The organism is Cytobacillus purgationiresistens (genome assembly GCF_030813235.1).
GTDB classification, from domain to species: domain Bacteria; phylum Bacillota; class Bacilli; order Bacillales; family Cytobacillaceae; genus Cytobacillus; species Cytobacillus purgationiresistens.
Genome location: NZ_JAUSUB010000009.1, coordinates 55,476 through 79,451 on the forward strand (window position 1 = coordinate 55,476; position 23,976 = coordinate 79,451).

Genomic DNA, 23,976 nt, shown 5'->3' on the forward strand with positions numbered 1-23,976 from the left:
AAACTGAAGAGAAAAATGATTCTCCAAATCATTATCATCCTAATCATTGCAGTTGCCATTGGGTTATTTATAAGCAATGTACTCATAGATGGTATTCTCCAAGCTCCTTTCGCTGATTGGTTTATTCGTCTGCTGCAAAATTTATTTGAGATTGATTATTATGCTGCTCGAGCAACTTACATGAATCTGTTTCAAGGCAATAAACCCATTTGGCTTGCGACCGGGATGATTGTTCTGCTATTGATTATTTTTTACATTGCCCTTACACGGTTTACTCGTTATTTTAAAGAAATTAATAAAAGCATTCATATGCTTGCAGAAGAGGATGAAAAAGAAATCATCCTCCCACCTGAGCTTGATTTTATGGAAAAAAACTTAAATACAGTGAAAGGGAATCTAGCAAAGCGGGCACGGGATGCACAGGAGGCTGAACAAAGGAAAAATGACTTGGTTGTGTACTTAGCTCATGATATAAAAACACCGCTCACCTCTGTCATTGGTTATTTAAGTCTATTGGATGAAGCGAATGATATGCCTGCACAGCAACGGGAAAAATATGTGAAAATCACATTGAATAAAGCGAATCGATTAGAAGAGCTGATCAATGAGTTTTTCGATATTACCAGGTTTAATCTGCAAACGATTGTGTTAGATAAATCACCGATTAATATCTCGTTTATGCTAATGCAAATGGCAGATGAATTTTATCCGCTTCTGGCTTCAAAAGGGAGTCAAGCTGTTGTTAATGCTGGCGAAAATGTAACAGTGGATGCAGACGCAGATAAATTAGCCAGGGTTTTCAATAATATTTTAAAGAACGCCATGATGTATAGCGACGATCATAGTACGATTGATATAGATGTCAGAACGGAAGAGGTCAATGCCATCATCGAATTTTCCAATAAAGGGAAAACCATACCAGAGCACAAGCTTCAATCAATTTTTGAAAAGTTTTACCGTCTGGATGAATCACGCTCCTCTCACTCAGGAGGGGCAGGCCTTGGACTTGCTATTGCAAAAGAGATAGTCCTTGCACACGATGGAGATATCACAGCAAAAAGTGAAGCAGGAATAACGGTTTTTACCGTTACACTGCCAATCTTAAGAGAATCTTAAGGTATTGCTAATAGAGTTTTAAAAAACAAGTCCTTCCTATTTGTTTCAATAATAGTAGAAGGAGTTGTTTTTTTATGAAAAAAATTTACGGGGTTTCAATTATTCTATTATGCCTCCTGTTTAGCTGGGTTTTATATAAAAACACAATCACACCAGGAGCGTCGGGCCTCTATAGCAAAAATGCAATATTAGTCAGTATGGACGGCAGCGCGCTCATGGAAAAAAATAAGGATGAGCAAATCCCGCCCGCTTCACTCACAAAAATCATGACAGCAATCATCGCAATAGAAAATAGCACCGATCTAAATGCAAAGGTTACATTGCCCGGGCAGTTGTTTACAGAATTATATGAGGCAAATGCGTCAATAGCTGGGTTTCTCCCAAATGAAGAAGCAGCTGTGATTGATCTTCTATATGGCGTAATGCTTCCGTCAGGTGCAGAGGCGTCCACCGGATTAGCGAATCATATTGCAGGTTCAGAAGAGAATTTTGTTCACCTCATGAATGAAAAAGCGAAGGAATTAGAAATGAATCAAACCCATTTCATGAATGTAACTGGGCTCCACGACCGCAATCATTATTCAAGTGTTGCCGATATCAGCAAGCTTCTATCCTACGCAATAAAGAATGACATTTTTAAAGAAATATTCACTTCTCAATCCTATGCAACTTCACCATCCAACCATCATCCAGATGGCTTGACGTTCATGAACAGCATGTTCAATAAAATCGTGTCGTACTCGTTTGATAATGGAGAAATCATCGGCGGAAAAACAGGTTATACGGAGCAGGCGGGTTTATGCCTTGCCAGTCTCGCTACGATTAATGGTCATGAGTATATTCTCGTTACCGCAGGCGCAGACGGCAATCCACAGACAGAACAATATAATATAACAGATGCAATGACTGTTTATCAGGCTATTAACCATTGACATTCTTTTGGAAGTGTTTTATTGTAACATTAACTAAACATGGAAGGGTGACCTGAGTCGATGAAGTTCTAATCCTATTTTTCGAAAGCAAACAATTGAAGGTAAAAAATATGCAGTGAGTCTGCCTTATTTGCAATGCCTTCAATCGTCGTTTTCAGAATAGGATTGGCTTTCTTTAGGTGACCTTTGGGGACTTCTGTCCTTTATTTGGTGCACGCCATGCCTCCTATTCTGATTAAAGATAGGAGGCATTTTTTATGTCTCCAAAAGAGGAGATGATTCGATGATATTACTAGAAGGAAGTTACTTAAAAATCTATATAAAAGAACGCTGCATTGCAGATATTGAAAAACTAACCATCCAAAAGCAGGATCGCATTGGATTAGTTGGCCGTAATGGCAGCGGAAAAACAACTTTACTTGAGGTGCTGGCAGGTAAAAGAGCGCCTGATGAAGGAAGTTTTTCTCACAAAACACAAATAGAGCTTCTGCCACAGCTTAAGCAGACGGATTCCCATAAAAGCGGAGGCGAACTTACCCAGGATTATATTAAAGCTTCACTCGCCAGGAACCCAGAAATCCTGCTAGCGGATGAACCGACAACCAATCTCGATACATCTCATATCGAATGGCTCGAAAAAATCATGAATAGATGGCAAGGTGCCTTCATTCTTGTCTCACATGATCGCGAGTTTCTAGATGCCCTCTGTACGAAGATTTGGGAAATTGAAGATGGTAAGCTAAAGGAATACAATGGCAACTATTCCGATTATAAAGCTCAAAAGGAACAGGAACTGCTTCAGCAAAAAAACGCATATGAAGATTATGAAAGGACAAAAAGCCAGCTTGAAAATGCTCTAGATATGAAGGTCAGAAAAGCAGAACGAGCTACCAAAAAGCCTAAGAATCTCAGCGCTTCTGAAGCGAGCATTACAGGTGCCAAGCCCTATTTTGCCAAAAAGGAAAAGAAATTGCTGAAGACGGCAAAAGCGATAGAAACAAGACTCGAGAAACTAGATAAGGTCGAAAAAATAAAAGATCTGCCGACCATTAAAATGGATCTGCCTAATGAGCGAGCTTTTAAGAACCGAATTGTTCTGCGCGTGACCGATACACCAGGCATAATCGGAGACCGAACACTATGGAAACCAGCCACATTTCACATTAAAGGTGGCGATAAGCTAGCGATTATTGGACCCAATGGCAGCGGAAAGACCACCCTTTTGAAAAAAATAATGAACCAGACTGAAGGGTTTTCAGTCTCTCCTGCAATGAAAATCGGTTATTTTAGTCAAAATATCGATATTTTAAATACAAACGAAACAATTTTAGAAAATGTGAAATCGACCTCAAGGCAAGATGAAACTTTTGTAAGAACTGTCCTTGCTAGACTTCGCTTCTTTCGGGAAGATGTTTATAAGCCAGTTGACGTCCTTAGTGGCGGTGAGCGGGTAAAGGTGGCATTCGCCAAATTATTCGTTAGCGATATCAACACTTTAATACTGGATGAACCGACTAATTTCTTAGATATCGAGGCAGTGGAGGCGCTCGAGGAGCTTTTAAATGATTACGAAGGAACCATTCTATTCGTCTCCCATGATCGGCGTTTTATAGAAAAAATCGCCACCAGACTCCTCCTATTTGAACATCGGGAAATAAAGCTGTTTAATGGAACCTACCCTGAGTACAAAAATTATGAACCAGAGACTGAACGAGATGCCAAGGAAGATCAGTTGCTTGTCATTGAAACGAAAATAACTGAAGTTCTCTCCCGATTGAGCATCGAACCGAGTGATGCGCTTGAGAAGGAGTTTCAGGAGCTATTACAGAAGAAAAGAGAGCTAATTTAATGCCGAGCCAGAGAATATTTTTCTCTGGCTTATCATTCTTTCAGACCTTCATCCTAAAATTCCTTCTCAAAGCAAACACAATCATGAACCCGGTTGAATTGCCGTTTAATTCCATCCTTATCTGGCCCTGTATAATGGGCGAAGGCTTGAATAGGAAACAGCTGACTGTCCTCGCTTTTAATTACTTCCTTCCATTCATCCTGTTCAAGTTATACATGCAAATAAGAATCTACTTGGAGAAATCCATTCTTGATATACCCAAGCTGTACCCAATCATCGTCTCTTGTCCATGCTTCAAAGCGGTTGAGTCCTTTTGCTTGTGCGATGCTTTCTGCTTCGTATAACATCCGGGCAGCAATTTGCTTTCTCTGATAATCAGGATGGACTGCTATATGCCAGATCATGCCTCCTAACCCTGTGCCCCTCGAGCAGACAGTCCTCTCTTCATTTTCATATTCGATATCCAGTAGGCCGACAATGAGGCCATCCTCCTCTGCCACGAGCTCAATAGATGAATGTTCATATTTTTCTTTTGCTTTAAACACATTGTCAAAGTAAGCTGTATTCAAAAAGGATAGAACCCTGCATTGTAGCCACCCTTGTTCATCTCCATCATCATATTTTCTGATTTTCATACGTCCACCAGCTTTTTCACAAATCCACTGCTTTTGATTTCATAGCCATTGTCTTTGTAAAATTGATGAGCTGCTTTCCGCTCCTCCCGATTGCCGCTATTTAATGCTATAGCTTCTGCCCCTGATCTTTTGCCCAATTTTCAGCCGCCTGAATGAGTCTATGTCCTATACCTTGTTCCGGTATGAACTATCCACTACAAATGCTAATATTCTTACATGATGACCATCATATTCATAGGATCTTCCAAGATGAAGACCGGCCATACCAACGACCTTGCCATCCAGTTCTGCTACAAATGTGTAATAATCAGGATTTGCAAATATTGAAGTCAAACGTCCAATTAATTGCCTGGTTGTTGTTGGATATCCAAGGTGATTCATCAACTCAGTTAAATCAGTTAAATCCTCTTTCTTAGCTACTCTAATATTCATCGATTGTTCAACCTCCATTGTTCTATATTCTTTTGTCTAAAGGTAAAACCTTGTTTAGCAGAAGTCTAAATTGTCTTTAAATTTATATTATCTGACTTCCCGAGTATAATAACTTCAACAGTGGGGATATTGTATTGGATACTGTAAAGGTTCCACATCCTTTCCTTGCTAGGAACAACGACAAACTGACAGGCTTAAACATTATTAAATGGTACAATGAACGGTAATCTTAAACAATCTGTCACAGCAATCATTGTTTTTTTATTCCGATAATTAATTATCAGATTAAGGTGCAATTAACCGATATACACAGAGTTTATTTGAGGGGGAAAAGAAATGGATCATATCATCAATCGAATTCATACAGCATCAGGAAAAGAACCAGCAGATTTAGTGATTAAGAATGCAAAAATCGTAGATGTTTTTAGCAGTGAAGTAATTACTGGTGATGTAGCTATTAAGGACGGTTATTTTGCCGGTATAGGTGAATATGAAGGAATAGAAACCATTGACGCAAAGAATAAATTCCTCGCTCCTTCTTTTCTTGATGGACATGTTCATATTGAATCTTCTATGGTTACTCCTCCTGAATTTGCAAAAATTCTTTTGCAGCACGGTATCACAGGTGTGATGTGTGACCCACATGAAATCGCTAATGTGGTCGGTGCAAAGGGCATACAATTCATGCTTGATGCATCTGAAGACATTCCTTTTGATGCTTACTTCATGCTTCCTTCTTGTGTCCCTTCAACTCCGTTTGAAAATGCCGGAGCAACATTAAATGCAGACGATCTTTCACCTTTTTATGCTGACAAAAGAGTGCTTGGATTGGCAGAGGTTATGAATTATCCAGGTGTCATGAATGCTGATCAAGATTTAATGGCAAAAATTGCAGAAGCAAGTAAACTGGGAAAAAAAGTGGATGGACATGCAGCTGGTCTTTCCGGCAAACAATTAGATGTCTATATGGCTGCTGGAATCCGCACCGATCACGAGTGTACAACAGCGGAAGAAGCGCGCGAACGTTTACAAAAAGGCATGTATGTCATGATCCGAGAGGGCACAGCCGCAAAAGAACTGGATAGAATCATTAAAATTGTCAATGACCGCAATGCCCGTAGATTCCTGTTCGTCACAGATGATCGTCATTTAGATGATATCATTCATGAGGGAAGCATCGACTATATGATAAGAAAAGCGATTAAGGCTGGGATCGACCCTATTACAGCTATTCAAATGGGATCATTAAATACGGCAGAATGCTTTGGATTAACTGAACAGGGTGCTGTGGCGCCGGGGTATAAAGCCGATTTTATTCTGCTTGACGATTTAAATGAATTAACGATTCACTCTGTTTTCAAAAACGGGGAATGCGTTGTAAAAAATGGAGAATTACTGAACTTCCCATCCTTTGAGAGTGCTGGAAAAGCAGAAGAGTTAAAAGACAGTGTTCACATTCCTAATCTCTCAAAAAGTGATTTTAATATCTCAATTGAAGACGAGCAAGCCAATATCATTGAAGTGATCCCAAACAGTATCGTGACAAAACATGCGGTTGAAGCAGTAAATAAAAATGCTGATCATCTTTTCATTCCATCCGTTGAGAGCGATCAACTGAAAATTGCAGTTATTGAAAGACATCATCAAACCGGCAATATTGGACTTGGAATCTTAAAAGGACTTGGGCTTCAATCTGGCGCCATTGCCACAACAGTTGCTCACGATTCGCATAATCTCATTATTGCTGGTGTCAATGATGATGATATGATCGCAGCTGCAAAAGCAGTGGAAGAAATGCAAGGTGGGTTGGTTGTTGTAAAAAATGGAGAGGTCCTTGCTAAGCTTAGCCTTCCTATTGCTGGCCTGATGTCAAAAGCATCCTACAGCGACGTGAATCATGCTTTGGAAAGTATAGATGAGGCTTTAGAAGAACTCGGCGCGAAAAGCACATTCAATCCGTTTTTAACTCTAAGCTTTCTTGCCCTTCCAGTAATACCTGCTCTGAAACTAACTGATATCGGACTATTTGATGTCAGCTCGTTTAAACATATTCCTGTTACATATCAATCAGATTCGCTTTAATCAAAAGAATGGTTTAGTTGGGTGTCCTCCTATGGACACCCTTTATAATATTGTCGACCTCAAGCAAATCTTCAATCACATAATCAGCCCCCTTGCAGTCCCATTGCTGATCTTTTTTCCAAACAGCTTTTAACCCTGCTTTTTGAGCAGCCTCTATATCGTTTTTGGGATGGTCTCCTACATATAATGTCTCACTTGCAGCCGCGCCGAGTCGATTTAGTGCTCGGTAGAATATTTCCAGATTCGGCTTTTTCACACCCTCACTCTCAGAAATAAGAATTTCATTAAAGTATGAATCGATGCCAAGAGAAATGATATTATCCATTTGAAAGCGACTTCTGCCATTTGTAATCATTCCAAGGGAAATCTTTCTTCTTTTTAAACTGTCTAAGGTCTCAATCAAATGAGGAAACGGGACACAGCTTTCTTTGAAATGGAGAAGATAATCATTAAGTAAATTTCCCCAAGCTTCATCTATTGTGAATTCGGTTATTAACTGTTGATAGACTATATCCTTCCATACATAGCCGCGTCCATCCAATTCTATGAATCTATTGCAATAATCCGTCTCAGGAATATGCCGAAATATAGGGTTTAGCCTTTCATATTGAGCCGTCGCAAACCGCTGCACCGATGTATCCCGATCCAATAATGTCCCATCTAAATCAAAAATAACTGCTTTTATCATTCGCATTCACCCTTTTAGAGCTGAAACCGTTTCAGCTGTTTTTTCAGTGCTTCGCCTTTTTTTGTTATGCTTCTCAGCAGCTAGAAGATATTGATACAATTTTACGAAGATAAATATTCTCCTTTTTTCACATTCTCCAATTGCTTGCAGTTACCTTTTTAAGCCCAAAAAACTCTCCTTATAGTTAAGGAGAGCTCAGCAAGTCGACAAAAGTTAAAGTAAGCCATCTTCCATGGATTTGGAGATGCTTACCGCTCGACACCTGCAGGAGAAGCGAGCGGTAAGCTTCAGAAAATCCCATACCACTCTTTTCATAAATTGATATGAGTTTATCTACAGTCTCAACTCTCCATTTAGCTTATTTTTCATTTGAAAAATCAATGAGTCTTAGTAGATTACCAGATGGATCTTTATATATTGCATATCGCCCCGGCGGGATATCTACTGGTTCTTTTATAAAGGTGAATTGATCTTTATGCTCTTCATAATAGCTATCGACGCTGTCTACAAGAAAAACAGCACCTGGGGTTAAATCTAACTCATCGTCTTCAATCATTAATTGAACATCTGACTGTGGCAATCTTAATGCAACCGTATGCTCTCCTTCCCTCCATGCTTCTTCAAATCCAAGCTGATCACGATAAAAGGTTAAGGACTCTTTCAAATTCTTCACCGGATAAAACAAAAAGGCCAATTTCATTTTTTCTCCCCCATTCTTTTATTAGCATAACCTAATTATGTATTACATAAGTTGATTACGTTAACCATAATTCATTTACGCATACCTGTCAATATGCTACAATAAAACCATTATGAAAGAATGGATACCGATACCTGGAAGCAATAAAGATATATTAATTAAAGCAGCGTTAGAAGAATTTAGCGCGAAAGGCTATAAAGCCGTCAATATAAGCGAATTGGCTGCAAAGGTCGAAATGACGACCGGCGCAGTCTACCATCATTTTGGTTCAAAAGCTAAGCTTTACGAAGTGATTAGAAGTGAAATGGAGCAACGACTAATAGATAGAATGGAGGGAGCAGCTTCGTTATTTGAGCAATCTCATCAAGCACTAGAGGCTGCTTTAATTACCGGATTAGATTTTGCAGTAAAAATGAACCTTTGCAAGCTCCTGAGTGAAGAGCTTCCTTTTCAAAAAAAGGATGCAATCGAAGAATGTGTTGCGAAGTTACATTCACATGAGAAGCTGCCACTTGAGAAAATTTTAATGGCTGCTTGGCGCACAACTTTAAAAGAGATCTCTGAAGGTAAACTGAATGTTGATGAAGGCAAAAAACTGCTTAGATGGATGTTCAAAAGGGAGACAAGTTAAGTCCCCCCTTTTGAACATGCCCTATTTTATCAAAAGCTTTTGGCCAACATAGATTTTATTGATGTCCTTTAAATGATTGAGCTTTTGTAGCTTTGTAACGGTTGTTTTATGGGCTGCAGCGATCTTTATCAGCCTGTCTCCTGACTTAACTGTATATTGTTTTTTAGGTGCTTCTTTTGCATTGATCCAAGAGCCAGGAACACCCGCTTTCGCAGACACATTGACCATTCCATTTTTTTCATTAAAAACATAATAACTTCCTGCTTTGACTGTGCTCTTTGCATTCTTCTTCTTTGTTGCATCGTCCGCTGTTAAATAACCAAAAGTCTCTTTACATACTTTATAAATCTTTAATGCTGGCATCTCAAATTTCTTAGGAGCAGACGGGTTTTGTGCGGGAGGTAAGTCATATTTTATTAGATCATTGTTTTCTATTAGATTGATTAGTTTCTTCGCATAGTCTGGATCTGTGGCATAACCTGCAGCTTGCACAGCATTTGCTGCTTGCTTATAATCTTTTTTCCCGATAATGACTTTATATTTGTTGCGATCCCATGATACTCCGTTTACATATAGGTTAGCTAGATCCTGCATCGATTCGTACCAAGAAGGGTATTTACGAAATGGAGCATCTACATGAACATTCTTCCCTTCCCTTACTTCCCATGTTTTCATTACAATGGACTGCCCATCATATGCCCCTTTAATCCCAAATAGATTATAGCCTTCTGTTGCTAATTTACTTTTTCCCCAGTTGGACTCATGAATCGCTTGAGCAATGATGAGAGAAGCAAGAATTCCATATTCATGCGCTACCTTTGTAGCCTTTGGAACAATTTCAGCCATAAACGACATGGTTTCACTCCTTTTTTCATAGTTTATGCCGGCCATTCTGCAGTTGATAGGACTCTCTATTAACATTCTAGTATTTCGCTAGACCTCTACCCCTATTTATCATTAGATATACAATGAATAAGGCCATTCCGGTTAGGACAAATCCTAATCCCCCCGCAAACCCTAATGCACGGTTGGGGAAAATTTCTGCTGCGACACCTGCGGCAAACATGGACAGCCCCATTAATGAATTAGAAATTGTTGTTAATATACCAAAAATGAACCCTCGATGCGCTTTCGGTGTTTCCTTCATCAGCACAGAATCAAAACAAGTATTTCCTACACCAGAGAAAAACGATACAACGATAAATGTCAGCATAGCTGCAGTAACTGATTGTGTTTGGCTAAGAAACATTAATGCAGCTCCCTCTAGCACTAATGCCAGCAGACCAATTTTCAGCAGATGGTTCTGAATGCGTTCCGCAAATGGAAAGCTTAGCATTAAACCGATACCAAGTGAACCGTAGAATAGTCCGACGCCGACATCACCAAGATTAAATTCCTGTACTGCATATATACTTATAAGTACGTTATCTATTCCATTTACAAGTGGAATAAGGATCTCGCTGAGCAAGATGATCGTTAATGCGCTTGAAGCCAGTATTGTTTGATGGAATGTTAAAAATGATTGAAATGACTTCCTGGCATCTGTGCGTTCCAATTCCGGTGCAGTGAATTCCTCTTGCTGATCCAATGCATGCAATCTGGATAGAAAAATGGCTGCGAAGAGAAAGGAAAGCCCGTTGATGATAAAAGTGAGATCCGGACCGAAAAAATGGGTAACGACTCCACCCGAAAACGAACCACCAATGAGTACAACACCAAGCATCACTTGTTCTAAGCTATTCACTTTAACGATGTTCTCCTGCTTAACGAGCACAGGAATGGCTGATTTTCTTGCTGGCGCATAGATGGCCTCACCCGCTGCCAGGAAAAAACTTGAAACATAGACAATCCAAAGAGTGGATGAATCGTTGACAAAAATAAATGATAACGCAAACAGTATTCGCGATAAATCGGTAAATACTAAAATATGTCTTCGCGAAAAACGGTCTGCCAGCGCGCCGCCAAAAGGAGCAAAAAGCAAAAATGGTATCACCCTGATGGCGAGCGCAAGACCCACCGCTAAACCTGATCCAGTAATATTCAATAATAAAGCAAGCAAGGCAACCTGGCTAAACCGATCACCTATTCCATTCAGTATCCCAGCAGAAAACAACTTCAAATAATCCTTCTCTTCCCTAAACAGCCGAATGATGGACAACACTCTTCTCTCCTTTACATGGCAATGAACAACCATAACCTACATCTGCATTACACCTAATTAGATAAACATCGAATTGATCCACAAAAAAATATTGTCTTTATAAATGATTAGGTTAAAGCTCTTCCTATAATTAGATATATATCTAATTTGATAATAATCTAATTTCATTCAAAAAACAACCACAAAAAATGTCGGTGCCTGTCACCGACATTTTTCGACATTGCTATTTTATTTGTATATGATTGTTTCGATTCGTTCAGCTTCTTCTGTTTTGTTTAGGTATTCGAACATGCCTAGGCGATTGCCCCATGGGTCTGAAAAGGTACCCCATTTGACTGGCACTTCTTCCCTTTGATAGATTTCGAAAGGATCAATTGCTAATAGGCTTATGAGTCTATTCATTTCTCCTGCAATATCCGTTACACCTAGACGGATAGGGCCGCTCCCCTCAGCGGTTTCACCCTCTGCCAATTGAAGCCAGCATCCCGGAATCAATTCCCATTCAGCAAAGCCTTCATGCGGTATAAAGTCAGGCTGCCTATCCAAAAAAGTACAATACCAACTAAAACCTTCAGCAAAATCTGCTACACGAATTTGATAAGTCATCTCAAAAATCATAACCTTCCCCCTATCATTGTCAAAAATTGTCGAAACTTGGAGGTGACAGGCACCAAAAAGATTTAGTTTAGGTCTTCCAGTTTCCAAGTGGTGGTGATCCAGTCTTGGTAGAAGTCGGGCTCGTGTGATACTAGGATGAGTGTGCCTTCGTATGCTTGGAGGGCTTCTTTTAAGGCCTCTTTGGCAAGTACATCTAAATGGTTGGTTGGTTCGTCTAATATGAGCAAATTGCTGTCTGTTAGGCACAGCTCACAAAGTCTCACCTTTGCTTGCTCACCTCCGCTTAATAATCGCAAAGGCTTGTTAATATGCTCCTCGGTCAGTCCTGACCGCGCAAGACTCCTGCGAATGTCTCTTTGGGTTAAATCAGGTCTAATACTCCACACTTGTGCCAATGGTGTTTGGTCTGATTCAAGCTCTTCTTGGGCAAAGTAAGCTGCCTTCACACGCTCTCCAACCAACACTTTCCCCGAGATGGCTGGTACGAATCCCAGCAATGTCTTAAGCAAGGTAGACTTGCCAATCCCGTTGTAACCAACAAGCGCAATCTTATCACCGCGCCTGACTTGAAAATGAATAGACTTGGAAAATAAGGAATCACCGTAGCCAACCTCTAACGCTTCCGCTTGTAAAACCTTACTCACAGGATCTTCCTTCACTAAAAAGGTAAACTTTGGCCTCACCTGAGACGACGGCTTTTCCATTCGGACCGTTTTTATTAATGTTTTTTCCCGGCTTTTCGCTTGTCTTGCTTTCCTATTTCTATTTTTATCAATAAATTCCTCCAGCTTTTCAATTTCTTTTTGCTGTTTCTCATAAGCCTGATGGAGCTGGACCTTGCTTAGTTCATAGGACTTTTGAAAAAAAGCGTAATTCCCAGGATATCGCTTGATCGATTTTTGGCTAATATGAAAAATGATATTCGTCACTTCATTTAAAAAGCGCTCATCATGTGAAATTACCAAATAGGCCTGCTCATATTGCTTCAAATAGTTAATTAGCCACTGAATATGCACATCATCAAGAAAATTGGTCGGTTCATCAAGCAACAAAATATCTGGCTTTTCTAATAAAAGCTTACCTAACAGCAATTTCGTGCGCTGACCGCCACTAAGCGTGGCACAATCCCTTTCCATACCTAGCTCCTTCAAACCTAATCCTGCAGCGATTTCTTCCATTTTTGCGTCCACTTGATAAAAATCTGACTGATCAAGGGCATTTTGCAGTTCTCCATAGCGTGATAACAGCCCTTCTAGCTCCCCTGCTGAAGAAGACATTGTGTCTGTAATATGGTGGATTTCCCTCTCAGCCGCAAATAAATGTGCATAGGCCTCCTGCAAGAAACCTTTAATCGTAACACCCGGATTTAGATCAATATGTTGTTGCAAATATCCCATTTTCATATGAGGATGCTTTTCAATTATCCCTTCATCCGGCAAAAGTTCACCAGCTATTAATTTCAATAAAGTTGTTTTCCCAGCTCCGTTTTCTCCAACGATCCCTGCGTGTTCGCCACGAAGAAGGCGAAAGCTAATACTTTTAAAATTCGTTTGGTCACCATACATATGTGTCATCTTCTCTATTGTTAAAATACTCATCTTGTTCTCTCCTTTTTTTGCAATTCTTCCATTGCGAATCAGGAGGACAGAATAATAAATTTAGTTTTCATTAAAAAAGTGCACAAAAAAACAAGGCACAAAACACACCTTGTCTGCTTAACCGAACAGTCAGCAGAAAGAGAATGTGTATTTTATCATCTGTTCCTGATTAGCTTCTTGCTTAAGAAATAGGCAGACTTCTCCCTATCAAGCTAAAACTCTAATCTGAACAGGCGATAAAAATAACATTGCTCTTCCTCCTTTAAAATTCGAAAATTTCGTTAATTACAGTATATGTTTCTTTCCTGATGATGTCAATCAACTTTCAGCTATTAGATATCACATAAAAACTGCGGTCAACTTGATTTAATCTAGTTCATTCACATCCATTTTTGGAGGTTCCTCCAACCAGCCGCGTTCAATCATCAGCTTTAGTCCTTCTCTGATAAATTGATAAGTATCTTTAGCATACAGGCCAAATATCAGATTGATATCGTCGCGCATGCTAAAGCCTGCACCAAACCCTTGTCCACCCAAACCAAAATTACTTAATAAATAGATACAATACATCATTAGCTTTTCCGAGAACGGAGAGGCCTGAGAAACAGTGACACTTGCTCCTGAAACGGAGGAGGAGCTGACATCATTTTGTATTAGTACTTCATCTGTCTTTTTTATGATATTCTTGCATAGATCCTTTCCATTTATCATGTGTTTTTGCACCTTTTTATCTTGTGCACATTGTGCAAAGCCCGTGATAAGCTGAAGACCCACAGCATTCGTTTGCAATGAATGAAATAAATAACTAAATTCAATGGTGTTAAGCGGTCGTTTGTTTCCTCCCAGACCGAACCCTTTCGTATAGTTTTTATCAGTGACAAAATCAATGATTTTCGGCATATTTATATAGTTTGGCAAAGGAAGATGTCCTTTTTCGAATGAATATTGGGTAAAGTTATTATAATACTTCTGTGTAATTTGAGTTAGTTCCTGATAAAGTTTCACAATATCCTTCCTATACGACATTGTGAGGTGCAATGTATAAAGCCCCAAACTTATTTCCTTTAGAACGCGGCATAACAAAATATCAAACCCATTTTCAAACAACCTTGGCGCACTGAGGTTTACATCTGCCTCTGTAAATCCAACTGGAACGACCGCCCCTTCATTTTGCATGAGCGTTTTAATTTCCAATACTTTAGGATGCAGTTCCTTCCACAAGCTTGACATCAGTTTTTTTGCATTTTTATCTTCTGCCGTTTCGATAAGGTGTTCTAATATCCGTAAAATCATCGTCTTCTTCTGATAAGTCATCCATAACGCGCTTAATTCACTTGAACTCATTTTCTGAGTATGAGCCATGATTGTACATCACTCCCAAAAAAATAAACTACAATAACCTTAGTTTTACATTTATTGCAAGAATTATTCTTGTTATATTAAATTGTGAGGAGATCTACAGAAATAAAATTGGATGTTCTTGAGCTACTTTATCGGTATCCTCCCTTAATGGCCATTTCTTAACAGAAAAAAGACAAGACTCTAAAAAAGCCTTGCCTGTCTTCATTATTTATTTTCTTTTAACCCAATTCCTAAGCCTGCTGGATCTACTAGGTACGCGAGATAGAAATCATCAAATTCCATCTTCTCTCTCAGCACCATTGCCCCGCTGTCTTTCGCTTTTTCTATTGTTTGATCGATGGAAGAAACTTCGATAAGAATTCTGGTGCCATGTGGATAATCACTTGGCCCTTCTGAGATTCCCCCGTTTATTCCTCCTTCTAAGGCAGTCACATCTCTAAAACCCCAATGCGGCTCAGCCACCTCCCAGCCAAAAACATTGTGATAAAATTCAGCCTCTTTTTCTGGATGTTGACTGTTCAATTCAAATCCGATTACTTTGCCCATTGATCACACTTCCTTCTACCCCATTTATTCTAGGATAGATTTCGTTACTTTCTAATTAATACCTCCTAAAAAATTTCTAAAATTTAGAAAATAAAATATTCATTTTGGTGATTTTGTTGTAAACTGTATATAAATGGTAGATTTAGTCGGATTATAAGGAGGATTATCATGACAAGAGTGGTTGTAACAGGAGTCGGAGCTTTAACTGGCATGGGGAATCATGTCGATGCCATTTGGGAATCCGCAAAACAAGGTAGATCCGGAATTGCCCCATTGACCAGATTTGACACAACAAACTTTTCTGCAAAAGTGGCTTCAGAACTAAAGGACTTCAGACTCACTGATTATATGAAGGTAAACGAGCGGCATCGAATGGATAGATTTACCCAATACGCCATTGCTTCAGCCATTATGGCTGTTAATGATGCTGGAATCTTGATTGGGGAGCATGTTGATTCTGAGCGCATCGGCGTTTGGTTTGGGACTGCAATCGGCGGCATCGAAAGTTTTGAATCAGGATATCAGGACCTACAAAAAGGCGGATATGAAAGCTTATACCCTTTTGCAACTACGACTGTCATTTCTAATATGGCTTCCAGCCAAGTGGCCATTGCGCTGCAGGCTCGAGGTGTAAATAGCTGCACTGTTTTATCCTGTGCTTCCGGATCTAATGCCATTGGTGATGCAATGCGTGTCATCCAAAGAGGAGAAGCGGATATGATGATTGCTGGAGGTACAGAAGCATCTTTAACCCCACTCGGTATCGGAGCCTTCTGTGCAATGGGAGCCATCTCTTCTAATCCAGATCCCAACAAAGCTTGCCGGCCTTTTGATAAAAATCGAGACGGACTTGTCATGGGAGAAGGGGCAGGTGCATTGGTGCTTGAGTCCTTGGATTCAGCTCTGAAAAGAGACGCCTATATTTATGGAGAAATCGTAGGCTTCGGCACAGTAAGTGATGCTTATCACATTACGAGTCCGGCTCCAGGTGGAGAAGGCTGTGTGAGAGCAATGGAAATCGCTGTCGCACAATCAGGTTTGGATAAGAAGGATATTAATTATATTAATGCCCATGGCACAAGCACCGTATATAATGATCGATCAGAAACACAAGCGATCAAAGAATTCTTCAAAGAACAGGCACCACATATTCCAATTAGCTCCACTAAATCCATGACAGGTCATATGATGGGTGCGGCAGGTGCCATAGAAGCCATCTTCACCTTATTAACAATTAAAACAGGGATTATCCCGCCAACCATTAACCTTCAGGAAGCAGACCCTGATTGTGATTTGGACTATGTACCTAATCAAGCAAGAGAAACCAGAGTCAATGCAGCCATCAGTAATGCATTAGGCTTCGGCGGCCATAATACTGTTTTAGTTTTTAAAGCAGTTGGCTAATATTCTTCATTAGTAAAAATAACCTGCGTTCATTTGAAACGCTGGTTATTTTTACTAATTACTCATTTCAAAAAAGCAATCACCGGCATCTAAAAGACGACCGCAATCTCATAAAGCCTGAAATCAGTCTTGCGGTACTGCCTTCATTACCTCTGTCACGTGTTCTAGATTGAACACAGCGGATAAGTTCTTCGTCACATTTACAGCAAGGCCCGTACCTATCTATACAGTCATCATGTCTTTTACAGCAAGAATCAACATAGTTAATTGGAGCCCCGGGACCACTGCATCCCGGTCCACAATAACGATAGCCTCCAGGAAGACAAAAACCCCGTCTCTTATAATCTCTCATATTCTACTCCTTCAATCCTTTTTCTATATTGATACGCAATAATTTCGGATTGGTTTGTGGTAAAACCTAGAGTAGAATAGATGATTTGCTATTATTTTAAAATATGACAAGCTGCCCAATGATTCTTCTTTAATTCTCTCCATAAAGGTACCTCTTTCGCACATGAATCCAATGCATATGGACAACGGGTTCGAAAGCGGCAGCCGCTTGGCGGGGTGCTCGGACTAGGTAATTCACCCTTCAATACGATGCGATTTCTTGATTTTTCCCTCATTGGATCCGGCACTGGAACGGCAGACAACAATGCTTGTGTGTAAGGATGCAATGGATCATTATATAAATCATCAGATGAGGCCAGCTCGACCATATTTCCTAGATACATGACGCCGACTCTATCGCTTATGTGCTTGACCATAGACAAATCGTGAGCGATGAATAAATAGGTAAGGTCGTGCTCCTTTTGTAACTTTTTCATCAGATTAACTACTTGTGCTTGAATCGATACATCCAAGGCGCTAATTGGTTCGTCTGCAATGATAAATTCTGGCTCTACAGCTAATGCGCGTGCTATACCAATTCTCTGTCTCTGCCCACCTGAGAATTCATGAGGGTAGCGGCTTGCGTGGCTGCGATTTAAACCCACCACTTCCAGAAGATGATATACCTTTTGCCTTCTCTCTTCTTTCGTTTTTGCCAAACCGTGAATATCAATACCCTCTGCTATGATATCTGACACCGTCTTTCTTGGATTAAGTGACGCATATGGATCTTGAAAGATCATTTGGACCTTTCTATTAAAATCCTTCATTTGACTGGCTTTCTTTTTTCCATGAACAAGCTCTTGACGATAGAATACTTCTCCGTCAGTTGCTTCATATAACTTCATTAAGGTGCGCCCCAGAGTAGATTTCCCGCAACCTGATTCACCGACTAAACCTAATGTTTCACCTCTCATAATATCAATGGAGATATTATCAACCGCTTTCAAAACCTCATTCTTGCCTACGCTAAAGTATTTTTTCAAGTTTTTTATCTGCACTAATGGTTCAAGCTGACGCACTTGTAATTCATTCGCATTCTGCAGCTTTCTGGTTTGAAGATGACCTTTTTGCATTTTTACTGGGCGTTCAACGACAGGTGCTTTCCCATGCAAGAGCCATGTTGCTGCAAAATGTGTCTCAGTTAATTTAAACATGGGTGGTTCCCGTAAAAAATCGATTTTCAAGGCTTGCTCATTTCGCTCAGCAAACGGATCCCCCTTTGGTGGATGCAGCATATCCGGAGGTGTACCAGGAATAGCGACGAGCTCCCCTCTCGTTTCCATATTCGGCATCGATCCGAGCAGCCCCCAAGTATAGGGGTGCTGGGGATTGTAAAAAATTTCATCTACCTTACCTGTTTCTACGATTTTTCCAGCATACATGACCGCTACTCTATCAGCCATATTGGCTACAACACCCAGGTCATGAGTAATGATGATAATGGATGTCCCCATTTTTTGTTGAATCACCTTCATTAAGTCCAATATTTGTGCTTGTATGGTTACATCAAGCGCCGTCGTAGGCTCGTCAGCAATCAATACTTTAGGATTACATGCAAGGGCGATCGCAATGACAACACGCTGTCTCATTCCCCCTGAAAATTGGTGGGGATATTGGTTGACTCTTCCTTCAGCATTCGGGATTCCAACGAGCTTTACAAGGGCAATCGCCTTTTGCATGGCCTCCTTTTTACTCGTCTTCTCATGAGATAGGATGCTTTCTGCAATTTGCTTCCCAATCGTCATTGTCGGATTTAAAGCAGTCATCGGATCTTGAAAAATCATCGATATTTCTGATCCTCTAATCTTATCCATTTGCTTTTCTGAGTACTTCGTCAGATCCTTGCCCTCAAACAAAATTTCTCCTTCCTCTATTTGAGCAGAACGCTTTGGCAAAAGATTCATGATTGTTTTTGACGTAACTGACTTTCCAGACCCTGATTCACCGACAATTGCGAGTGTTTCCCCTTTTTTCAAAAATAAATTAACCCCTCTGACAGCCTGAACCTTACCAGCGTATGTACTGAAAGAAACGCTGAGATTGTTCACTTCTAGTAATGCGTCCACAAATCTCACTTCCTTCATTTTAAATCACTCTATATTCTGCATCTTCTCAGCCTTAAGCTGAAAATCAGCTTCAATTCGCCCTATTACCGCTTGACGTGCATTGAGTACTGGAGCCGTTATGTACTGACTTAACTGGCGATATTGGCCTTCCTCACCTATATTCAGCTGTTTTAAGACCTCCATCGTAGCTACAGACACCGCCCGTCCATTACCGTCCTCCGCTTTGATGGCTATGCCTATCCCAGTTTCACTATCTCCTATACACTGCACACCTTCTGCTCCGGTTTTAGCTACTAATCTGCCGCCAAACACCTTCATTAAATCTGTATCAAATCGATCAGTGCCAGCTACCATCTCCGGATAAGTCACCATAGCTTTCTTTACCCTGTCCAAATATTCCGCCGTTTGAGCTGGATGTATGTCAGTAGAAAGAGCCAGACTCGCATACCCTAATGCAGTATTCCTTAAGGGCAGGCGGTGTACAGGTACACCACAGCCATCAACACTAATGCCTATCTCGTTGCTTGGAAAATGACATACCTTTTCAATTACGTTTAAGATCCGTTGCTGATGAGGATGGTCAATCTCTCTATAAGCGGCTATGTCCTCTTTCATATGTGCTACTGCTGTTAGCATGCCTGCATGCTTGCCAGAACAATTGCTAAATACAGGTGTTAACTGACCCCCATCACGAATGAGCTCATGATAACTAGCCATATCCCTTGGTATATGCGTGCCACACTGAAGTGCTGATTCCTCAAGTTCAACCTTGCTTAATATGCTCATTACACTGGTTCTATGCATTGCTTCGCCATTATGCGAGGCACATATTAATGACAATTCCCGATCGTCCATTCCCACCACATCAACTGCACCTGTTTCTAAGACCGCAATGGCCTGGAAGGGTTTCATTGACGACCTTGGAAATACATATTTATCTGGATTTCCATATGAATAGAGTAATTCCCCTTTCACATTTACTACTGCAATATGAATGTCATGCGCACTTTCCAAATATTCTCCTCTGTAAACTTTAATAGGTTTATGCACTCTTCATCCCTCTTTATCTATTTTTATTTTCTCATTCGAGGATCTAAGGCATCTCTCATTCCGTCAGCTAATATATTAAAACTTACCATGATTGCCACAATGACAATGGCCGGATACAGCAACAAGTAAAAGTGGTTTCTCATCCCTTGAAAGCCATCATTGATTAATACACCTAAAGAAGCAGTTGGCTCCTGCAGGCCAAGGCCGATAAAACTTAAGAAGGCTTCAGTAAAAATTGCAGAAGGAATAGTAAACATCATATTAATGACTATGATGCCAATCGTATTAGGAATGAGGTGATGAACAATTAGCCGTTTATTGCCTGCCCCTAAAGATCGTGCTGCCAAAACAAACTCCTGTTCCTTCAATTTAAAGATTTGCGCCCTCATTAATCTAGCCATATTCACCCAGCCGGTAATAACCATCGCAATCGTAATGGTTAAAATCCCCGGTTTCATTAGCATGATTAAGAGAATAATAATAATCAAATTCGGTATACCAACTAAAATTTCAATGACCCTTTGCATCATATTATCCGTTTTTCCACCAATAAGAGCTGATACCGCCCCGTATGTAACACCTATAAATAAATCCAACAATGCCGCTAGAATCGCAATAAAGAGCGAGATCCTAGTACCTTCCCAAATTCTTGTCCATTGATCACGGCCAAATTTATCCGTACCGAGCCAATGCTCTTCCCCTGGTGGCTGATAGGCCGCTGCATAATCCGTTTCATAATATTTATATTCATTCATATAAGGGCCAAAAATGGCGAGCAGAAAAACCACCGCCAAGACAACTAAGCTGATTAAAGCCCCTTTATTCTTCGAAAGTCTCATCCAGCTATCCTTGAACGATGAGAGTTGTGGCCGATCAATTTGTTCACTTGCCTGTCCTTCTCGGCCAACCACCTCAAATAAATCATCGGATAATTCTTCACTCATTCGTTTTTCAATAGGCTTCATATCACTACTCCTTTGCCCCGTTGATCCGAATTCTTGGATCAATTACTCCATATAGCAGATCGATAATGAGCATTGTGAGAACAAAAAATGCACTGTAAAAAAGGGTCAATCCCATAATCGTCGTATAATCATTTACCTTAATCGAATCGACAAACAAGCTTCCGATTCCAGGGACACCAAATATATTTTCGATGACGAGAGAACCCGTCAATAAACTGACTACAATTGGTCCAAGAATCGTAAGAACTGGAATTAACGCGTTTCTAATGGCATGCTTGTAGATGACTTTGAACTGTGGAACGCCCTTTGCTCTAGCAGTGATAATGTAGTCCTGCTGAAGTACCTCAAGCATCTCATTTCTTGTAAACCTGGCAATGAGCGCAATCACCATTAATGACAGTGCAATTGTCGGCATGATGGAGCTTGAATACGATTCCCAAAAAGCAACAGGAAGGAGCCCCAACTTTAAACCGACATAATATTGCAGTAATGCAGCAAACACAAAATTGGGGACAGATACACCAATAACCGCAATAAACATCGTTGAGAAATCCCAAATCGTGTTATGACGAAAAGCAGCAATAATCCCTAAAACAATGCCGATCGTAATGCCCAAGACTACAGCCTGTGCTCCAAGTAATGCAGAAGGTCCAATTCTATGTTTGATCAGATCAGCAACTTCCTGTCCTTTAAAATAGAAGGACTCTCCGAAATCTCCTGTAACCAGGTTTTTCATATAAATGATGTACTGCTGTGAAAGGGGTTGATCTAAGCCATATCTCGATAAAAATTCTATCCTCTGATCATCCGATAAATTAGATAATCTTTCCTCATCAAATGGAGAACCTGGCAATTGTTTCATTAAAAAAAATGTCGCTGTTGCAATAATAAATAAGGTAATGATAATGTTCATCACTCTGAGAAGAAAATACTTTTTCAAGCAAGTCACCTCCAATTCCCTTCATCACTTTAAAACAGTTTTGTTCACATGACTGGGAGAGAATCATTTCTCCCCCAGTCCATTTCCATATTAATCAATCACTGCCCATTTAAGATCAGGTGATGCCCCATAAGGATGAGTAACAATTCCCTTCACACCTGGCTTTTGCAAAAATGCTAAACCATCAAAATATAAAGGCGCTATGACGCCATCTTCAATTAATACCTTCTCTGCTTCCAACAATTTATCAATCCGGACTTGATTATTTGCCTCTATCTTCGCAGTGTTTACTAATTCATCATATTTTTCATTTGAATAGTTTCCGCGGAACGGCGGATTAGAAGGCTCTACCCATAAATCCAGATAGGTCATAGAATCATTGTAATCTGCACCCCATCTATTGACACCCACTTGATAATCTCCAGCTCTCATCGTATCCAATCGCCCGCTAAATGGCTGGGTAACAAGTTTGATATCAATACCTAAATTCTTCTTATATTCACTTTGCAAGAACGTTCCTGTATCTTTTGAAAGCGTGTCATCTGAAGTCAAAAGTTCAATCTGCGGTGTGCCGCCAAGCTCTTCGACCCCTTTCGCCCACAGCTCTTTCGCTTTTTCAATATTAGGTTTAATGATTTCGCCTTGAATTTCTCTAAAGCTCTTTCCATCTAGGCCAGACATCTCTTCTGCAATTAGGCCATAGGCAGGCTTAGAGCCATTATTTAAAATGACATCAGCCAATACCTGCTGATCATAGGCTAATTGCATCGCCTTACGAATGTTTTCGTTCGTAAATGGCTCCTTCTCAAGATTAAACTGGATAAAATACGTTCTAAACTCTGTTTCTGAACTGAATTCTGAACTATCTTGATAAGATTCAACATCTGCAGAAGCTAAGTACACTTTATCAAGGTCACCTGCTTCATATAAATTCAAAGCGGTACTTTGTTCTTTTATGACTTTCATATTTACTTTATCAATTGCTACTTTATCGTTATCCCAATACTGCTCATTTCTTTTCATCGTTACCCCTTGTGCCTGATCATATGAGGTTAAGACAAATGGACCGTTATAAAGGATGGCATCATAAGTTAAAGCAAACTTATTACCTTTTTCCTCAACGAATGTTTTATTAAGAGGAAAATACGTAACAAAAGCAGTTAAATCAACGAAAAACGGTGTTGGCTGAATGAGTTCTACAACCAGCGTCTTGTCATCCTTTACTTCAATTGCCACTCCATCCTCTTTCGATTCACCAGCTGCATATTCCGCACCGCCCTTAATATAATCCGTTAAGATAGAAGCGTAAGAGCCAGCCGTATCCGGATGCATCGCTCTAAGCCATGAATATTTAAAATTTTCGGCAGTGACTGCATCTCCATTACTCCACTTAATATCATCCTTTAAAGTAAATGTATAGGTGAGGCCGTCGTCCGACATTTTATAGGTTTCTGCCATTGCTGGCTGCGGCTCATTATTCTCATCTAAACGGTATAAGCCTTCCATTACGTTATTTAATACGGAAAACGATATCCCATCCGTCGTTTTCAATTGGTTTAAGTCAGGTATATCGTTATCCAGACTTAAATTAAGAACCTTTTCACCATTCTCTTCTTTTTCTGCAGCCTTTTTACCATCACCCTCAGCTTCAGTCGGTTTTGAAGATTCTCCAAAATTGCACCCTGTCAACAGTACCATTACGCTGAACAATAAAAGCATCATCCACTTTGACCAAGATTTCCGCAAATTAAAACCCCCTATTTTTTATTCAATAGATTAAATGCAATTATTGTGCCAGAATAATTTGT

At 40.1% G+C, this 23,976-nt stretch carries 21 protein-coding genes and 1 pseudogene; 6 read left to right on the top strand and 16 right to left on the bottom strand.

Annotated elements, in window-relative coordinates; all coding sequences use genetic code 11:
• Positions 1 to 15 precede the first annotated feature (15 nt).
• The 3 genes from vanS to J2S17_RS11890 all read left to right on the top strand — a co-directional run bounded on the left by vanS (position 16) and on the right by J2S17_RS11890 (position 3,897).
• Positions 16 to 1,116: a vancomycin resistance histidine kinase VanS gene (gene vanS, locus J2S17_RS11880; protein WP_370875009.1), complete on the top strand. Its 1,101-nt coding sequence runs from the start codon at positions 16 to 18 to the stop codon at positions 1,114 to 1,116.
• Positions 1,117 to 1,190: 74 nt separating this feature from the next.
• Positions 1,191 to 2,048, top strand: a complete 858-nt coding sequence (locus J2S17_RS11885) for a D-alanyl-D-alanine carboxypeptidase family protein (protein ID WP_307475084.1) — start codon at positions 1,191 to 1,193, stop codon at positions 2,046 to 2,048.
• A gap of 283 nt (positions 2,049 to 2,331) precedes the next feature.
• A complete protein-coding gene (locus J2S17_RS11890) occupies positions 2,332 to 3,897 on the top strand; it encodes a Vga family ABC-F type ribosomal protection protein (RefSeq protein WP_307475086.1) in 1,566 nt (521 codons plus the stop codon).
• A 53-nt stretch (positions 3,898 to 3,950) separates the two neighbouring features.
• Here the strand turns inward: J2S17_RS11890 and J2S17_RS11895 are convergent.
• The 3 genes and pseudogenes from J2S17_RS11895 to J2S17_RS11905 all read right to left on the bottom strand — a co-directional run bounded on the left by J2S17_RS11895 (position 3,951) and on the right by J2S17_RS11905 (position 4,964).
• Positions 3,951 to 4,532 (bottom strand): annotated as a pseudogene (locus J2S17_RS11895) (GNAT family N-acetyltransferase).
• Positions 4,529 to 4,669: a hypothetical protein gene (locus J2S17_RS11900; protein WP_307475088.1), complete on the bottom strand. Its 141-nt coding sequence runs from the start codon at positions 4,667 to 4,669 to the stop codon at positions 4,529 to 4,531. The pseudogene J2S17_RS11895 and the gene J2S17_RS11900 overlap by 4 nt, the downstream one beginning before the upstream one ends.
• A 28-nt stretch (positions 4,670 to 4,697) precedes the next feature.
• Entirely contained in the window at positions 4,698 to 4,964 is a 267-nt protein-coding gene (locus J2S17_RS11905) for a GNAT family N-acetyltransferase (RefSeq protein ID WP_307475090.1), read from the bottom strand.
• A gap of 336 nt (positions 4,965 to 5,300) precedes the next feature.
• Here J2S17_RS11905 and ade point away from each other — a divergent pair, with 336 nt between their 5' ends.
• A complete protein-coding gene (ade, locus tag J2S17_RS11910; protein WP_307475092.1) occupies positions 5,301 to 7,046 on the top strand; it encodes an adenine deaminase in 1,746 nt (581 codons plus the stop codon).
• A gap of 13 nt (positions 7,047 to 7,059) precedes the next feature.
• Here ade and J2S17_RS11915 read toward each other — a convergent pair whose 3' ends face one another.
• The gene (locus J2S17_RS11915; protein ID WP_307475094.1) at positions 7,060 to 7,734 is read right to left on the bottom strand and encodes an HAD family hydrolase; all 675 of its coding nucleotides are present in this window, start codon (positions 7,732 to 7,734) and stop codon (positions 7,060 to 7,062) included.
• A gap of 358 nt (positions 7,735 to 8,092) precedes the next feature.
• Positions 8,093 to 8,434, bottom strand: coding sequence for a VOC family protein (locus tag J2S17_RS11920; protein WP_307475096.1), 342 nt, complete (start codon positions 8,432 to 8,434; stop codon positions 8,093 to 8,095).
• A 112-nt stretch (positions 8,435 to 8,546) separates the two neighbouring features.
• Here J2S17_RS11920 and J2S17_RS11925 point away from each other — a divergent pair, with 112 nt between their 5' ends.
• Positions 8,547 to 9,065: a TetR/AcrR family transcriptional regulator gene (locus tag J2S17_RS11925; protein ID WP_307475105.1), complete on the top strand. Its 519-nt coding sequence runs from the start codon at positions 8,547 to 8,549 to the stop codon at positions 9,063 to 9,065.
• A gap of 21 nt (positions 9,066 to 9,086) precedes the next feature.
• On the opposite strand, the gene J2S17_RS11930 is transcribed toward J2S17_RS11925, so the two are convergent.
• From J2S17_RS11930 to J2S17_RS11955, 6 genes are all read right to left on the bottom strand, one after another.
• The gene (locus tag J2S17_RS11930) at positions 9,087 to 9,920 is read right to left on the bottom strand and encodes a glucosaminidase domain-containing protein (RefSeq protein WP_307475106.1); all 834 of its coding nucleotides are present in this window, start codon (positions 9,918 to 9,920) and stop codon (positions 9,087 to 9,089) included.
• 67 nt (positions 9,921 to 9,987) lie between these two features.
• Positions 9,988 to 11,223: an MFS transporter gene (locus J2S17_RS11935; protein ID WP_370875005.1), complete on the bottom strand. Its 1,236-nt coding sequence runs from the start codon at positions 11,221 to 11,223 to the stop codon at positions 9,988 to 9,990.
• Positions 11,224 to 11,454: 231 nt separating this feature from the next.
• Positions 11,455 to 11,844 carry a VOC family protein gene (locus tag J2S17_RS11940; RefSeq protein WP_307475108.1) on the bottom strand — a complete coding sequence of 130 codons (390 nt, stop codon included), beginning with the start codon at positions 11,842 to 11,844 and terminating at the stop codon, positions 11,455 to 11,457.
• 62 nt (positions 11,845 to 11,906) lie between these two features.
• The gene (locus J2S17_RS11945; RefSeq protein ID WP_307475110.1) at positions 11,907 to 13,442 is read right to left on the bottom strand and encodes an ABC-F family ATP-binding cassette domain-containing protein; all 1,536 of its coding nucleotides are present in this window, start codon (positions 13,440 to 13,442) and stop codon (positions 11,907 to 11,909) included.
• Positions 13,443 to 13,808: 366 nt separating this feature from the next.
• Positions 13,809 to 14,804, bottom strand: a complete 996-nt coding sequence (locus J2S17_RS11950) for a DUF3231 family protein (RefSeq protein ID WP_307475112.1) — start codon at positions 14,802 to 14,804, stop codon at positions 13,809 to 13,811.
• Positions 14,805 to 15,008: 204 nt separating this feature from the next.
• Positions 15,009 to 15,350 (bottom strand): VOC family protein, encoded by a 342-nt coding sequence (locus tag J2S17_RS11955; RefSeq protein ID WP_307475114.1) that lies wholly within the window; start codon positions 15,348 to 15,350, stop codon positions 15,009 to 15,011.
• Positions 15,351 to 15,518: 168 nt separating this feature from the next.
• Here J2S17_RS11955 and fabF point away from each other — a divergent pair, with 168 nt between their 5' ends.
• Positions 15,519 to 16,754, top strand: a complete 1,236-nt coding sequence (gene fabF, locus J2S17_RS11960; protein ID WP_370875006.1) for a beta-ketoacyl-ACP synthase II — start codon at positions 15,519 to 15,521, stop codon at positions 16,752 to 16,754.
• A 443-nt stretch (positions 16,755 to 17,197) separates the two neighbouring features.
• Here fabF and J2S17_RS11965 read toward each other — a convergent pair whose 3' ends face one another.
• The 5 genes from J2S17_RS11965 to J2S17_RS11985 form a co-directional block, all read right to left on the bottom strand.
• Entirely contained in the window at positions 17,198 to 19,213 is a 2,016-nt protein-coding gene (locus J2S17_RS11965; protein WP_307475116.1) for an ABC transporter ATP-binding protein, read from the bottom strand.
• A gap of 24 nt (positions 19,214 to 19,237) precedes the next feature.
• Positions 19,238 to 20,263, bottom strand: a complete 1,026-nt coding sequence (locus tag J2S17_RS11970; RefSeq protein ID WP_307475118.1) for an asparaginase — start codon at positions 20,261 to 20,263, stop codon at positions 19,238 to 19,240.
• A gap of 23 nt (positions 20,264 to 20,286) precedes the next feature.
• Positions 20,287 to 21,228 (bottom strand): ABC transporter permease, encoded by a 942-nt coding sequence (locus J2S17_RS11975; RefSeq protein ID WP_307475120.1) that lies wholly within the window; start codon positions 21,226 to 21,228, stop codon positions 20,287 to 20,289.
• Between the two features lie 4 nt (positions 21,229 to 21,232).
• Positions 21,233 to 22,168: an ABC transporter permease gene (locus tag J2S17_RS11980; RefSeq protein ID WP_307475122.1), complete on the bottom strand. Its 936-nt coding sequence runs from the start codon at positions 22,166 to 22,168 to the stop codon at positions 21,233 to 21,235.
• A gap of 90 nt (positions 22,169 to 22,258) precedes the next feature.
• Positions 22,259 to 23,914 carry a peptide ABC transporter substrate-binding protein gene (locus J2S17_RS11985; protein ID WP_307475124.1) on the bottom strand — a complete coding sequence of 552 codons (1,656 nt, stop codon included), beginning with the start codon at positions 23,912 to 23,914 and terminating at the stop codon, positions 22,259 to 22,261.
• Positions 23,915 to 23,976 lie beyond the last annotated feature (62 nt).

What these genes read in the sequence shown, in the direction of transcription:
- J2S17_RS11925 (WP_307475105.1), top strand. Translation starts at nt 8,547, where the DNA reads ATGAAAGAATGGATACCGATACCTGGAAGCAATAAAGATATATTAATT.
- J2S17_RS11945 (WP_307475110.1), bottom strand. Translation starts at nt 13,442, where the DNA reads ATGAGTATTTTAACAATAGAGAAGATGACACATATGTATGGTGACCAA.
- fabF (WP_370875006.1), top strand. Translation starts at nt 15,519, where the DNA reads ATGACAAGAGTGGTTGTAACAGGAGTCGGAGCTTTAACTGGCATGGGG.
- J2S17_RS11905 (WP_307475090.1), bottom strand. Translation starts at nt 4,964, where the DNA reads ATGAATATTAGAGTAGCTAAGAAAGAGGATTTAACTGATTTAACTGAG.
- J2S17_RS11885 (WP_307475084.1), top strand. Translation starts at nt 1,191, where the DNA reads ATGAAAAAAATTTACGGGGTTTCAATTATTCTATTATGCCTCCTGTTT.
- J2S17_RS11975 (WP_307475120.1), bottom strand. Translation starts at nt 21,228, where the DNA reads ATGAAGCCTATTGAAAAACGAATGAGTGAAGAATTATCCGATGATTTA.
- J2S17_RS11915 (WP_307475094.1), bottom strand. Translation starts at nt 7,734, where the DNA reads ATGATAAAAGCAGTTATTTTTGATTTAGATGGGACATTATTGGATCGG.
- J2S17_RS11920 (WP_307475096.1), bottom strand. Translation starts at nt 8,434, where the DNA reads ATGAAATTGGCCTTTTTGTTTTATCCGGTGAAGAATTTGAAAGAGTCC.
- J2S17_RS11950 (WP_307475112.1), bottom strand. Translation starts at nt 14,804, where the DNA reads ATGGCTCATACTCAGAAAATGAGTTCAAGTGAATTAAGCGCGTTATGG.
- vanS (WP_370875009.1), top strand. Translation starts at nt 16, where the DNA reads ATGATTCTCCAAATCATTATCATCCTAATCATTGCAGTTGCCATTGGG.
- J2S17_RS11890 (WP_307475086.1), top strand. Translation starts at nt 2,332, where the DNA reads ATGATATTACTAGAAGGAAGTTACTTAAAAATCTATATAAAAGAACGC.
- J2S17_RS11955 (WP_307475114.1), bottom strand. Translation starts at nt 15,350, where the DNA reads ATGGGCAAAGTAATCGGATTTGAATTGAACAGTCAACATCCAGAAAAA.
- J2S17_RS11930 (WP_307475106.1), bottom strand. Translation starts at nt 9,920, where the DNA reads ATGTCGTTTATGGCTGAAATTGTTCCAAAGGCTACAAAGGTAGCGCAT.
- ade (WP_307475092.1), top strand. Translation starts at nt 5,301, where the DNA reads ATGGATCATATCATCAATCGAATTCATACAGCATCAGGAAAAGAACCA.
- J2S17_RS11940 (WP_307475108.1), bottom strand. Translation starts at nt 11,844, where the DNA reads ATGATTTTTGAGATGACTTATCAAATTCGTGTAGCAGATTTTGCTGAA.